Annotated in this window: 13 protein-coding genes; 2 read left to right on the top strand and 11 right to left on the bottom strand. The window is 61.2% G+C overall.

All coding sequences use genetic code 11. From position 1 onward, the window contains the following. Positions 1-75: 75 nt before the first annotated feature. Positions 76-837: an SDR family NAD(P)-dependent oxidoreductase gene (locus HNR59_RS14020; protein ID WP_183831655.1), complete on the bottom strand. Its 762-nt coding sequence runs from the start codon at positions 835-837 to the stop codon at positions 76-78. Positions 838-915: 78 nt separating this feature from the next. Beyond that, positions 916-1428: a GNAT family N-acetyltransferase gene (locus HNR59_RS14015; RefSeq protein ID WP_183831654.1), complete on the bottom strand. Its 513-nt coding sequence runs from the start codon at positions 1426-1428 to the stop codon at positions 916-918. 262 nt (positions 1429-1690) lie between these two features. On the opposite strand from HNR59_RS14015, the gene HNR59_RS14010 reads away from it, so the two are divergent. Beyond that, a complete protein-coding gene (locus HNR59_RS14010) occupies positions 1691-2686 on the top strand; it encodes a glutathione S-transferase family protein (protein ID WP_183831653.1) in 996 nt (331 codons plus the stop codon). On the opposite strand, the gene HNR59_RS14005 is transcribed toward HNR59_RS14010, so the two are convergent. Then, positions 2677-3177, bottom strand: coding sequence for an NUDIX domain-containing protein (locus tag HNR59_RS14005; RefSeq protein ID WP_246374714.1), 501 nt, complete (start codon positions 3175-3177; stop codon positions 2677-2679). The genes HNR59_RS14010 and HNR59_RS14005 overlap by 10 nt on opposite strands. A gap of 78 nt (positions 3178-3255) precedes the next feature. On the opposite strand from HNR59_RS14005, the gene HNR59_RS14000 reads away from it, so the two are divergent. Further along, on the top strand, positions 3256-4221 hold the full coding sequence (locus tag HNR59_RS14000; RefSeq protein ID WP_183831650.1) for a metallophosphoesterase family protein: 966 nt from the start codon (positions 3256-3258) through the stop codon (positions 4219-4221). Here the strand turns inward: HNR59_RS14000 and HNR59_RS13995 are convergent. From HNR59_RS13995 to HNR59_RS13960, 8 genes are all read right to left on the bottom strand, one after another. After that, positions 4196-4816, bottom strand: coding sequence for a hypothetical protein (locus tag HNR59_RS13995; RefSeq protein ID WP_183831648.1), 621 nt, complete (start codon positions 4814-4816; stop codon positions 4196-4198). The genes HNR59_RS14000 and HNR59_RS13995 overlap by 26 nt on opposite strands. Before the next feature lie 127 nt (positions 4817-4943). Then, on the bottom strand, positions 4944-6638 hold the full coding sequence (locus tag HNR59_RS13990; RefSeq protein WP_183831646.1) for a tetratricopeptide repeat protein: 1695 nt from the start codon (positions 6636-6638) through the stop codon (positions 4944-4946). Between the two features lie 133 nt (positions 6639-6771). Continuing rightward, the gene (gene leuA / locus HNR59_RS13985; RefSeq protein ID WP_425488664.1) at positions 6772-8493 is read right to left on the bottom strand and encodes a 2-isopropylmalate synthase; all 1722 of its coding nucleotides are present in this window, start codon (positions 8491-8493) and stop codon (positions 6772-6774) included. A 372-nt stretch (positions 8494-8865) separates the two neighbouring features. After that, positions 8866-9963: an AbrB family transcriptional regulator gene (locus HNR59_RS13980; protein ID WP_183831642.1), complete on the bottom strand. Its 1098-nt coding sequence runs from the start codon at positions 9961-9963 to the stop codon at positions 8866-8868. Positions 9964-10115: 152 nt separating this feature from the next. Continuing rightward, positions 10116-10409, bottom strand: coding sequence for a putative quinol monooxygenase (locus HNR59_RS13975; RefSeq protein ID WP_183831640.1), 294 nt, complete (start codon positions 10407-10409; stop codon positions 10116-10118). A gap of 121 nt (positions 10410-10530) precedes the next feature. After that, positions 10531-11454: a cation diffusion facilitator family transporter gene (locus tag HNR59_RS13970; RefSeq protein ID WP_183831638.1), complete on the bottom strand. Its 924-nt coding sequence runs from the start codon at positions 11452-11454 to the stop codon at positions 10531-10533. 20 nt (positions 11455-11474) lie between these two features. Beyond that, a complete protein-coding gene (locus HNR59_RS13965) occupies positions 11475-13664 on the bottom strand; it encodes an anthranilate synthase (protein WP_183831636.1) in 2190 nt (729 codons plus the stop codon). A gap of 262 nt (positions 13665-13926) precedes the next feature. After that, a partial coding sequence (locus HNR59_RS13960; protein ID WP_183831634.1) for a formate--tetrahydrofolate ligase occupies positions 13927-14018 on the bottom strand: 92 nt, incomplete at its 5' end.

Here is a 14018-nt window from a genome sequence, read left to right as displayed (position 1 = left end):
TCTGAAAACGTCCGGGTGTTTTTGGTCCGGTGCTTCGGAACACCGCATCACAGGATACGGATGTTCCCGGCGGTCCTATTTCGGCGCCATGCGGATGGCGCCGTCAAGACGGATTGTTTCGCCATTCAGCATCTGGTTGTCGATGATGTGGAGCGCGAGGGCCGCATATTCGGCAGGCTCGCCCAGACGCGAGGGGAACGGCACGGCGGCACCGAGCGAATCCTGCACTTCCTGTGGCATGGCCGCCATCATCGGCGTCTTGAAGATGCCGGGAGCGATGGTGCAGACGCGGATGCCGGAGCGGGCGAGATCGCGGGCAATGGGCAGCGTCATACCCACCACGCCGCCCTTGGAGGCTGAGTAGGCAGCCTGTCCGACCTGTCCGTCATAAGCAGCGACGGATGCAGTGTTGACGATGACGCCACGCTCGCCGCCAGCCAGCGGTTCCAGCTTTGCGGCTGCGTCGGCAAACAGGCGGATCATGTTGAAAGAGCCGATGAGATTGATCTCGATGACCCGGCGGTACTGGTCGAGCGGATGCGGCCCGTCCTTGCCGATGGTCTTCACTCCGATGGCGATGCCGGCGCAGTTGACCAGTATACGGGCGGTGCCCAGCTTCCCGGTGACCTCGGCCATGGCTGCCACGCCGCTTGCGGCATCGCTGACATCGCATTTGACGGCAATGCCGCCAATGTCGGCAGCCACAGCCTGAGCGCGCTCGATGCCGACATCGAATATGGCGACACGGGCGCCTCTGGCAGCCAGCGCGCGGGCGGTTGCCTCGCCAAGGCCGGAACCTGCACCGGTAACGATCGCAATTTGTCCTTCGGCGTTCATGGGCGGGGCTCTCCGTGAAAACTGAGCTTGCTTTACGAGGTCCTCCGCATGCCTGCAACCATATCGAGCATTATGCTACTAAGGTCGGGCAAGAGCGGCGTGGGTTACCTCTCCCGCAAGGCTTGTCACTGCCCCGGGGACGATCTCGTGGATCAGCAGCCGGTTGCGGTCGACAGGGCGGGGCATGGAGATCTGACCATAAGGAATGCGGGTGAAACCCAGCGGGCCGTAATATGGCTCATCACCGACAAGAAGAACCGATTGCCAGCCAGCGTTTCTTGCTGCTTCCAGCGCCATGGCGACAAGATGCCTGCCGATCCCCAGATTCTTGTGGGCCGGGCGAACCGCGAGCGGCCCGAGCATGAGCGAGCGGCCCTTTCCCGCGGCGATCGGTGTCATGCGGACAGACGCAATGACCATGCCATTCCTGATGCCGACAAAGGACAGATCACGCTCATGTGGCCCACCCTCGCGGATCTTGTAAGCGGCACGCGCGAAACGGCCGGGCCCGAAAGCCTCTTCGTTCAGGGTATCGATTTCAGGGTCATGCGCCGGGGTTTCCGGCATGTATGTGACGTCGGCAAGGCTCATGTCTTTGCAGTCCGGTATGCGAGAAAAGGGTGCCGCCACAGGCAGCGTTCGCCAATGCGCTCAGGCGCGGGCGTCCTTTCGTCGTCGGTCGAACCGGATGGCTGCAAAGAAATCCAACATGAAAGTCCCGCTAGCATCAAACGCGGGCGGCTGCAATCGGCCTTGTGCCGGTGTACATCGGTTGACGCTGTGTTTCCCGTTCACAATGGTGCCTTCAACCGACGGCCGCCCTATATGCGAACCTGACCGGAAAGGAATTGCGATGGGTTTGCTTGTCGACGGAAAATGGGAAGACAACTGGTACGATACCAGCGCGAGCGGCGGGCGGTTCGTGCGCTCGCAGTCGCAATGGCGCGACTGGATCACAGCCGATGGGCTGCCCGCTCCGGGACGGGAGCGTGGCTTCAGGGCTGAACCCGGCCGCTATCATCTCTATGTGTCGCTGGCCTGCCCGTGGGCGCACCGCACACTGATATTCCGGGCGCTGAAGAAGCTTGAGAAGGTGATCTCGGTTTCGGTGGTCGACCATTTCATGGGCGAGGATGGCTGGACCTTCCGCAAGCGTGATGGCGCGACCGGCGACACGCTTTACGGGCTGGAATTTCTCCACCAGATCTACACCCGCGCCGATCCTGCTTACTCCGGCCGGGTAACAGTGCCGGTTCTGTGGGACAAGCAGGAGCAGACCATTGTCAGCAATGAATCTGCGGAAATCATTCGCATGCTCAATTCCGCTTTTGACGAATGGGGCGATGCGGGCGTGGATTTTTATCCCAAGGCTTTGCGGAAAGAGATCGACGCTCTCAACGATCCCATCTACCCGGCAGTAAACAACGGCGTTTATCGTGCAGGTTTCGCCACCACGCAGGAGGCGTACGAGGAAGCTTATGGCGAATTGTTCGCCATGCTGGACACCCTGGACGACAGGCTGTCGCGACAGCGGTACCTGACGGGGGCGGGCATTACCGAAGCCGACTGGCGACTTTTCACCACGCTTGTGCGCTTCGATCCGGTCTATGTCGGCCATTTCAAATGTAACCGGCAGTGCATCGCCGATTATCCCAACCTGTCAAATTATGTGCGCGACCTGTTTCAGGTTGCGGGTGTGGCAGGCACCGTCGATCTGCATCACATCAAGTGGCACTATTACGGAAGCCACAAGACGATAAATCCGACTGGCATCGTGCCGCTGGGGCCGGACGTGGATTTTGCGGCCCCGCATGATCGGGACCGCTTTGAGACAAGGGCTCACCAATAGGGTGAAGCTGTCTCACCAGCGAACACTTCGGAAAGCCGCTTGCGGGTGGCCGGCGTCGTTTCTTCCGGCAGGGCGTCGAGCGCGAAGAAGCCAGCCTCGGCTATTTCCCGGTCGGGCAGCTTTGGCGACGGCTGGCTGAAGTGCTGGATGAGATAGAGGCCGACATGGTCGCGCCGGCTGGACCGGCGGTTGAAGTGCATCGAGATCAGGGCCGGCGGCCCCGACATGACGATGTTGGCTTCTTCGGAAAGTTCGCGTTCCAGCGCTTCCAGCATCGTCTCGCCCACTTCCACGCCGCCGCCCGGCAGTTGCCAGCCGGGAACGTAGGTGTGGCGCACCAGCAGAACGGTGTGCGCCTGAGGGTCATGGACGAGACCGCGCACACCCAGCGTCATCGGACGCCGCAGCAGAAAATAGAAATGAAACATCCGCGCCGTCAGGCCGGGACGTTTGTTTTCATGCGAAATGGCGGGCGGATCGGAACTGTTCATTTCACTTTCCGTTTCCTGTGAGTTTTTTTGACGGGCGGCGAGTGGAAAGAGCCGCTCACCTCGCTTATGAAGATGGCCATGTTCAGGCTTGCGCATCTGTCCGACGCTCATCTCGGTCCGCTCCCCGATGTAACCTATCGCGAACTCGCCTCCAAGCGGGCGGTCGGCTACATCAACTGGCAGAGAAATCGCCGGCGTCACATGCATGACTCGGTTATCGGCACGATTGTCGCAGATGTCAGGGCGAGTGGAACTGATCACATCGCGGTCACCGGTGATCTGGTCAATCTGGCGCTGGATGGCGAAATCAGGATGGCCCGCCAATGGCTTGAAACGCTGGGCGAACCCCGCCACGTCTCGGTGGTGCCCGGCAACCATGACGCCTATGTGCCGGGAGCCTTCGCCAAGGTCTGCCGCGAATGGGCGCCATGGATGAGCGGGGATGGGATCAGCGGGGATCATCATGCCGGGCCGGGAGATCACCGCGGCTTTCCCTATCTGCGGATACGCGGAAATATCGCGCTGATCGGTGTGTCTTCTGCCCGTGCCACAGCGCCCTTCATGGCCAACGGTTATCTGCGGGAAGGGCAGGGGCGGCGTCTGGCCGCTCTTCTGGATGAAACGGCGGCCAGAGGTCTGTGCCGGGTGGTGATGATCCACCATCCGCCAGTGCGCAACGCCGTGCCTCAGCATAAACGGCTGTTCGGCATCGGGCGGTTTGGCAGGATCATGAAGCGTCATGGGGCAGAACTCGTCCTGCACGGCCACTCCCACGATCCGTCGCTGAACTTCCTCGATGGCGCCAATGGCCCGGTTCCCGTTGTGGGTGTGGCCGCGGCGGGACAGGCGCCCGGCGGCAAGCATGCGCCGGCGCAGTACAATCTGATCGACATCGCCGCTGATGGCGCCGGCTGGAACCTGAAGCTGACGCGGCGCGGTCTGGAAGGGGCGACTTTGCCTCCTGCCGATCTCGAAGTTCGTGATCTTGTGGCCAGATCGGGTGAAAAGGTTATCTCGGTTAAAAGCGCAGAGCGATCTGCCTGATGTGATCCCAGAACAGCACCAGCGATAAAAGCATACCTGTGAGCGCGCCGGCAGCAATGAAGGCGAGGGCGGAACGGAAGGCTTCCCTGCGCTGGCTTCGGTGTCCGGCCTTTGCCTGCGGTTCATCTGCCGGGGTTTCGGGCTGGGAAGGGGTGGCGTGTAGCTGACCGCCAGCGTCCAGCATGCGTTGCCGCTCGACGATGCGTTCGGCGATATAGCGCGTCACCTGATCGGCGACCGGTTTTATCTCGGTGGATTCAGCCAGAACCACCCGTCCGAGGCGGGTGTCGCGCAGGAAACGATAGGTGCGCCGGTCGCGACCCATGGCGATGTGGGCCACGGCGTCGATCCACAGCCGGGGCTGCAAGCCGGACGAAAGGGCGAAATCGAAAATTTCGATGTCGTTCGGAACTTCAGCGAATATTGGAGCCAGTTCGGTGGCGAGGAGTTCGAGGCGCGAATGCTGTGCATCGCGCATGTCGATCACCACGTCATCGCGGTCGGCAAGATTGTTCTTCACCTCGCGGATGGCAGATGCCAGCGCCGAGGGGGCGCCATCCCGTGATGACGCGATTTCTTCGCTGTTGCCCGCCATCGTCTGCCCGCCCGCATCCGGTTGCAGCACTGGAAACCGAAACTGTTTCCGGACATCCAGTACCCGATCAGCGTATCAGCAATATCAATTGTGGCGAAAGAGCGGAATGCGTCTTTTCAGATGAGCATCAGCGGGCGTCGCCGAGACCGGCGGCCTGCAGCGCGCCAAGCAGCTTGTCCACCATATCCGGCGGATATTTCCTCTCTTCCAGCACACGCCTCGGTTTGGCAGAGAAGTAGGGGAACCTGTCCTTCAGCGTGGTAAGCAACTGATCGCGTGTCCTGACGTCTCCTGTGTGATCGGCGGCGATCAGTCGTGCCACGAGATAATGCGAACGTTCGGACGCGGGGTTCAGCCCCGTGGCAGCATTGGCCGCCTTATCCATGTCGCCCTGCATGAAATAGGAGAGGAACAGTCCAAAGTCCCACCAGGCCGGCCGGGCGCTCGACCCGTCGACGGCACGCGCCATAATCGGGGTCGCGGCCGCATATTCGCCTGCGAAGATCAGGACATATGCATAGGCGGCCGCCATCGACAGATCATAGGTGTTCAGCTCATAGGCCTTGCGCATCCAGTGTATGGATTCCTCGGTGTTTCCGAGGCGCGAGTTGAGATAGCCATAGGCGCGGTGTGCATAGGAGCTGGTGGCGCCCATCTGCACCGCTTTTCGACCCATGGACAAAGCCCGTTCCCGCGATGCATCTGCGGGGTAGCTGTATCCGCTGGTAACTGTCTGGAGATCAAGGACCGCCATTTCCGAATAGATCAGCGGCGACTTGCCTCCCTGCTCGATGAGTTTCTCAAAGCAGCTGTAGGCGGCCCGGTGCGTCTGCTCTCTCGGATCCTGATAGTAGTCGTCATTGAGAAGCAGGCATTTTGTGAGGCCTGCCTGAACGCCGGCCTGTTCGATATAGGCGTATATGATTCCGGAGGCGGTGTTGGTGGTGCTGAGCAACGCGGCAACGCTGTCTTCGATGCGTTCGGGCGAAAGCTCCTGCGGAGAGAAAGTGCGCGAGTGAAGCACGCGGCCGTTGCCGATGTTCTGCAGCTCGACCGTCACGCTGCCCTGCTGGTGCCCCGAGGTTATCTTGAAAGCAAAACTCGTGGCATTGGCGACGGGGTCCGGCGTTCCCTGAAAGTCGCGGCCGATGAAATCGAGCGTATCGAAACCTGAAAGACCGCTGCGAAGTGTCGCCAGCATGGAAACCTGCTCGGGAGTGTCCGCGCTGGCTTCAATGTAAATCACGGGCAGAGCGTCCGGGCCCTGTTCCGCGATGCTGCCTGTGCGGGAGTTTTCGATAAAGCCCGACAGGTCGGTCTGGCGCAGAAACAGCATTGCCATCATGAGCGTCACGACGCCGATGGCGGCCCACATCAATGCGATATGCAGGGAGAAGGAGCGGGTTGCAGCAACCGCCGGAAGTTCCACCTCATGTGGTGGTTCCGATACACTGGGCGCGTCTCCGGAGCCTTTCCCCGATTGATTTTCGACGTAGCTGGGAATGTAGCTTCCGCGCGGAATGACTATCTGAAGCGGATCGGATGCTCCTTCGGTGGCGAAGTATTGCTGGAGAAGATCGCGAAGCCGTCCGGCCTGGACACGCACCACCGCATCGGTGGAAGGGTCGAATTCCGTATCCTTGCCGAAGACATCCACGGCAATGGCATAGCCCTTCAGGCGGTCGGCCTGACCCGCCTGTTCGCGTTCAACAAGATATCTGAGGAGGTCGCGGGCGCGCTCGGACCGGCTGAACGTGTTGCTGGCGAGAACGCGTTCCAGTGTCGTGCGCACTGCGGGGGCAGCAGGCGTGGTGGGCTGCAAATGTCGAACCTCTCCTCGGATCGGCAGGAAGGTCGATCATATAGAGTTCCGCTCCCGGGGGACAAGCGCCGGCGCGGAAAGCCAACAGGCTGAAGGGCCGGTTGCGCGAGGCAACCGGCCCGGTGGTTAACAATTACTTACCGGCTACGATTCGATTTGCTGCCGATACGATCGCTTCGAGTGACGCGGCAACGATATTGGTGTTGATGCCCACGCCGAACAGCCGTCCGCCCGGATGCTCGATCTCTACATAGGAGATGGCGGAAGCATTGGAACCGCTCTGGAGCGAGTGCTCTGAATAGTCGAGCACCGACATCGGTACGCCGATATGGCGCGAGAGGGCATCGACAAAGCCGTCGATCGGACCGGTGCCGACGCCTTCGATCTTCGTCTCCCTGCCGTTATCGATGATCGTGGCTTCGAGAATACGGCGACCCTTCACGCTGCTGTCGGGGAAGGTGTGATGGTCGACAAACTTCATCCGGCCTGCCGGCTGCTCGACATAAATGCGCTGGAATTCGTCGTGGATACGGCGCGAGGGGAGTTCCTTGCCTTCCTCGTCGGTGATTTCCTGAATCACCTCGCGGAACTCCACCTGCAGGTTGCGCGGCAGGTTGATGCCGTAGTCGGTCTGCATGATGTAGGCGATGCCGCCCTTGCCCGACTGCGAGTTGATGCGGATGATGGCCTCGTATGAGCGGCCGACATCCTGCGGGTCGATCGGCAGATAGGGCACTTCCCACACAGGCGAATTGGCCTTCTTCAGGGCAATCATGCCCTTGTTGATGGCGTCCTGATGCGAGCCGGAGAAGGCCGTGTAAACCAGCTCGCCGACATAGGGGTGGCGCTCGGCGATCCTGAGCTGGTTGGAGTATTCGTAGACGTCCTTCATCCGGTTGATGTCGGTGCAGTCGAGCTGCGGATCCACGCCCTGCGTGTACATGTTGAGCGCCAGAGTCACCACATCGACATTGCCGGTGCGCTCGCCATTGCCGAACAAGGTGCCTTCCACGCGGTCCGCGCCTGCCATCAGGCCGAGCTCGGTGGCGGCGATGCCGGTGCCACGATCATTGTGCGGATGCAGCGAGATGATCAGGCTGTCGCGCCGATCGAGGTTGCGGCACATCCATTCGATCTGGTCCGCGTAGACATTGGGCGTGTTCATCTCGACGGTCGAAGGCAGGTTGAGGATCAGCTTGTTGTCCGGGGTCGGATTGACGATTTCCGTGACCGCATTGCAGATCTCCAGCGCCACTTCGAGCTCGGTGCCGGTGAAGCTCTCCGGCGAATACTGGAAACGATAGCCGCCACCGGCCTTTGCGGCCATGTCCATGATCATCTTTGCGGCATCGGTGGCAATCTGCTTGATGCCGCCGACATCCTTTGCGAAGACGACGCGACGCTGCAATTCGCTGGTTGAATTGTAGAAGTGGATGATCGGCGTATTGGCGCCTTCGAGTGCCTCGAAGGTACGGGTGATCAGTTCCGGCCGGCACTGCACCAGCACCTGCAGATCGACATCATCCGGCACATTGCCTTCTTCGATCGCCCAGCGGCAGAAGTCGAAATCGGTCTGCGAGGCGGAAGGGAAGCCGATCTCGATTTCCGGGAAGCCCATGTCGAGCAGCAGCTGGAACATGCGGGCCTTGCGGTCCTGCCCCATCGGGTCGACCAGCGCCTGATTGCCGTCGCGCAAATCCACCGAGCACCAGATCGGCGCCTTCTCGATGCGCTTCGAGGGCCAGGTTCGGGCTGACATGTCCGGTGCGGGGAAAGGATGGTATTTCTGTGCCGCGTCCGGCATGCCCTTGCGGCTGGAACTGGTGGCAACGGGTTGCTTTGCGTTCATCGTCATCTTCTCCGGTTTCCACCGACCTGCCACAGGAATGGCTGTCATCGGATCGGCGGTGCCTTAATAAAAATCGGTCGTAGGGTACAGGTTTGCCAAGGAGCATCATGCCGGGCGGCGGTATCGACCGCCGGGCGCTCCTTCAGCGAACCCGGCGATCGCCGATAAGGCCGAGAAGAAGGAGAGTGGAGGCAAGCGCGCGCAACGTCTCGCCGGAGAAGCCGGTCGAGCGGTTGGAAGCGGATGCAGGGCGCTTGATCATGGAGGCTCTCTTACAGGAGCCGTCACTCAGAGGCAAGACACGGGCGGAATTTTCCGTCCATTCCAGCCTGCCGTGCAATGGCTGAGCGCCTGATTGCCGTAACATGAGCAGAGGCGTCAGTTGACCATCCTGCGTGCAAACAGCCTCGCTATGGGCGGCCCGATCAGCAGCACGATCATAAAGCGGGATGTTTGCATGGCCATCACGAATGACAGATCAACCTTGGCGGTGGCAGCTGCGATGATGGCAATCGTTTCCATGGCTCCGGGGCTGGTTGCGAGATAGGCCGTCATCGGGTCGATACCCAGCATCCGGCTCATGAGCCAGCCGAGCCCGGCGCAGAATATCAGCAAGGCAGCGATCGAGCCGAGAATCTGGGGCAGGGCGCGCATGGCATGGTGAAGGGCAGGTCGGGTAAAACCCAGTCCGACGTGCCAGCCGATCATCGCGTAGCTCATGCCCAGCAGCCATGGCGGCAGATCGAATTCCAGACCGGTGCCGAGATGCAGCGCCATGCCGATGAACATCGCCCCAAGAAAAAACGGCGAGGGCAGCCGCAGCACCTTGCCGAGGCTGGCTCCACCGATCGCCACGGCCAGAGTGACCAGCAAGCCGGTTTGCAGCGGCGGAAACCAGATGATGTCCGGTACGTCGACCCGGGTCGTATCGATCCACAGGCCGGCAATCAGAGAAGCGGATAGGGAAATGATGATGACCCGCAAATACTGCATGACAGCGACAAGACGCTGATCAGCACCGAAGGAGCCCGCCATCAGCACCATCACCGCTGCCGCACCGGGGGCCGATCCCCACAGGGCAGTGGTTCCCGGCAGTATGCGCAGGCGGCTGATGAGCCATCCGAGAAAGCCTGACGCGGCAAGCGTAGCCATAACCGCGCCGAGAATTGGAGGCCAGCTTGCATAGAAAAGGCCAAGAATGTCAGCGGACACGGAGTTGGCGATGAGACAGCCAATCACACCCTGCGCGAGGCCGAAGGCAGGTGTTGGTACGCGCACCGCGCCGCCGCTCACGCCGATCACGATGCCGGCCAGCATCGGCCCGATCAGCAGCGGAGCGGGAACACTGGCGAGTTCGAGCAGCACCACCACCAAGGCGGAAAGGACGAAGAGGAGAGCCCACTGGAGAGGCGGCGAAGCATGTGACAGTCGTGATGCGGTCTTTTGCTCCTGAGGCTTTTGGCTTGTCTGGTCCATGGACTGGCTTTGCAGAAAGGATTGAGGACGCAGCCATCGGCCGGTGCCTGCGCAAATCACCGACCCGATCGGATCAGCACATCCCTGATAGAACCAAATTCAGCGAAAGCGAACCTGCAAAACACGAAATGCCGCGCGGGCGCAAAGGTTGATCAGGGCAGGCCGATGCCTCCGGCCGGTTCTGTCTCGACCTGAAACTCAAAGCCCGAAACCAGAGGGCGGGCCCTGGCGATGGTTTCCTGAACATGGGGAAGCTGCAGCGAGGCCTGATGGCTCTCGGCGTCGGCCCACACCTCTGTTACCCAAAGAGCCGAAGAGTCGGCCGGGTCGCGGGAAACCACATAGCTGAGGCAGCCCGGCAGAGCGGTGGCGGTTTTCAGGATGAGCTCCAGAAGCTCGTCGCGCTTGCCCGGCGCTGCGCGCAATTTTCCGATCAGCCCATACATGAGCAACCTCCCTGTCTGCCTGCTTGCAAGCCACCGCCACCTATGCAGGGTGATTCAGATCGCGCGAATGCGCAACCATGAATCTTTACAAGGGTCTGCGGGTTCCGGCTGAGGAAGTGATTCAGGCGAAGGGAACCGCCACGCTGCCTTTCGGCAGCTTGGCTTCATCATCCGGTTCGACGTGAATTGTCACACGCACGGAAGGGTTGTCGGCTTTCAGCGCGTCTTCGATCCGGTCACAGATGATGTGCGCTTCGCCGACAGGCATGTCGGAATCCACCACCATGTGAAACTCGATGAAGGTGGCGCGCCCGGCAATGCGGGTCTTGAGATCGTGGACTTCCAGCGCACCCCTGGAGTTGACGGAGATGATATCCCGGATGCGCATCTGATCTTCGATGTCGACGCTGCGGTCCATGAGGCCGTTCAGGGATTCGCCCATCACCTTCCAGCCCTGATAGAGGATGTTCACGGCGACAATCAGCGCCAGCAGCGGGTCCAGCACATGCCAGCCGGTAAACACGGCGGCGACAAGGCCGATGATGACCCCCGCCGAGGTTACGACGTCGGTCATGATGTGCTGGCCATCGGCAACCAAAGCGGGCGATCTGGCGCGGCGGCCCGAGCGGATCAGGACCGTCGCCCATATGCAGTTGATGAGAGCGGCAAAGCCATTGATGGCCATGCCTTCCCATGGCTGTTCCATGGCCTGCGGAGCCTGGATCGTGTCCCACACCTGAGCCATGATCAGCAGCGCCGCCACCACGATCAGTACACCTTCGAGCACGGCCGAGAAATATTCGGCCTTGTGATGCCCGAAGGGATGGTCGCTGTCTGCCGGCTTGTGGCTGACGCGGATGGCCCACAGGGCCGCGCCTGCGGTGATGAGATTGACGATGGACTCCAGCGCATCGGAATAGAGCGCCACGGAGCCGGTCATGCGCCAGGCGAGGAATTTCAGCCCCATGACACCGAGGGCGATCAGGATCGACCAGACGGCAAGGATCTGCACCCTGCGCTTCGACGCGTTCCGATCCTGATGCATCTGGTCCATTTCCATCAAAGTCAGGCCAGCTTTTCCCGTGCCCTTCGGGGCAGGTGAACGACGATGTTCTCGATGATGCGCATGCCGGCGTCGCCGCCCAGCGTCATGATCGATTCGGGATGGAACTGGACGGCCGCCACCGGTTCCTTCTGATGCTCGAAAGCCATGATGGTGCCGTCCTCGCTGGTGGCCGTTACCTCGAATTCGCGGGGAAGGCGGGCGGGATCGGCAAAGATGGAGTGGTACCGGCCGACTGTGACTTCCCTTGGCAGGCCGGAGAAGATGATGCCTTGCTTCGACACGCGAATGCGCGACGGCTTGCCGTGCATCGGAACGGCAAGCTGGCGCAACTCTCCGCCATAGGCTTCGGCAAGCGCCTGCAGCCCGAGGCAGACACCGAAGATCGGCAGCTTACGCTGGCGCGCCTTGCCGATGGTGGCTGCGCAGTCGAAGTCCCTGGGTGTGCCCGGACCGGGTGACAGCACCACCAGATGCGGCTTCAGTTCGTCGAACACCGAATCGGCTACCGGCGTGCGCACGGTGGAGACGTTCGCGCCGGTTTGGCGGAAGTAGTTTGCCAGCGTGTGGACGAAGCTGTCTTCATGGTCGACCAGCAATATGTTCAGCCCCTCCCCGACGCGGGCGGTGGCCCGTTCGACGGCGGCGCTGTTGCCGGCCTTGGCGTCGCGGATGGCGGAAAGCATGGCGGAGGCCTTCAATTCGGTTTCGGCTTCTTCGTCCTCAGGGACGGAATCGAACAGAAGTGTCGCGCCGGCGCGCACTTCGGCAATGCCGTCATTGATGCGGATGGTGCGCAGCGTCAAGCCGGTATTGAGATCGCCGTTGAAATGCACCATGCCGATGGCCCCGCCATACCAGGCGCGGGGGCTTTTCTCGTTGTTCTCGATGAAACGCATAGCCCACAATTTCGGCGCCCCGGTGACAGTGACGGCCCAGGCGTGGCTGAGAAAGGCATCAAAGGCATCCATGCCCTCGCGCAGGCGGCCCTCGATATGGTCGACGGTGTGGATAAGGCGCGAATACATCTCGATCTGGCGCCGCCCGATCACGCGTACCGAACCCGGCTCGCACACCCGGCTCTTGTCGTTGCGGTCGACATCCGAGCACATGGTGAGTTCGCTCTCGTCCTTCTTGGAGTTGAGCAGTTTCAGGATCTGCTCCGAATCGGAGATCGCGTCCTCACCGCGTTTTATGGTGCCGGAGATCGGGCATGTCTCGACCCGGCGGCCGTTGACCCGCACGAACATTTCCGGCGATGCGCCGATCAGATATTCACCTTCGCCGAGATTGATGAAGAAGGAGTAGGGCGAGGGATTGGTCGTCTTCAGGCGGCGGGCGATGTCGGAAGGCGCACTTTCGCAGCGCTCGTAGAAAGTCTGGCCGGGCACGACCTCGAACAGGTCGCCGCGCTTGAAGCTCGCCATGGCGCTGCGCACCAGCGCCGCATATTCGCCGGGCTTGTGGTCGCCGCGAGGCGGTGTGCGGTCCGACGGTGTGAAGGGGGCGGCCGGAGTCGCGCGCGTCAGGCCCTCGGTGGAAAAATCCTTGCCCGCATAGTCATAGCGATCGGTCCACGCCTTCGCCGAATAGTGGTCGACGACGAGGATCTCGTCGGGCAGGAACAGCACGAGGTCGCGCTGGCTGTCCGCGCGCTTCAGCTTGTAGTCCACCGGATCGAACTGGAAGGCGAGATCGTAGCCGAAGGCGCCGTAAAGGCCGAGATTGCTGTCGTCCGTGGTGTGGAAGAGGGCGGTGATGGCGCGCAGAACGGTGAAGACCGAGGGCGCGCGGCTGCGCTCTTCCTCGGTGAATATGCGGTCCGGCTTGTTTACCTCAAGCAGGATGAGTGCACCGGTCACTTCCGTGATGTGAACTTCGGCCAGACCGGCAAGAGCGGCGTGGAGCGTCGGCAGCAGGGCTGTGCCGCGCTCGTTGAGCGCCTCGATGCGCATGGAACGGTCGCGGGCGGAAATGACCACTGGCGGATCGATTATCGCGGTGTCCCAGCGTGTATAGCGACCGGGATATTCATAGTTGGAGGAGAAGACGGCGCCGCGACGTGAATCCAGCCCGTCGATGTAGGTTTCGATCGCCCCGGCATAGGGCCGGTCATGGCGCTGGCGGGTGATCTCAATCCCCCCCGAGGTGATAAAGCGTTCCGCTCCGTTATCGAGAATTTCCACCGTCATTGCCGTCTCCGTTTTTGACTTCTGGCAACGGACCTGGAGGCTGAAATGTAAAATGGCCGCCCGGACATCCGTTGCGGCCACCATTCATTTTCGCGCGCACGCGTTCAGAAGGCCGCTGTCAGCAGGCCCACCACCACGCAAAGCTCGAGGAACGCATATTCATGGGCCCTTCAATAGCCGCCTTCGGCAAGGCCGGCAAGCTGTTTTGATGTTGTCCGGAACATGAACCTGCGAGGGCGGAATCGGGGAATCTTCTCCACTCTCAGCTTAGCCCTTCGATATCGCCATTTTCGTTGAGATAGATGTTCTCGGATGATGGCTTGGAGGGGAGGCCGGGCATGGTCATGATCTCGC

It is taken from the genome of Aquamicrobium lusatiense (assembly GCF_014201615.1).
Lineage (GTDB): Bacteria > Pseudomonadota > Alphaproteobacteria > Rhizobiales > Rhizobiaceae > Mesorhizobium > Mesorhizobium lusatiense.
This window is presented reverse-complemented; position numbering and strand designations above follow the sequence as displayed.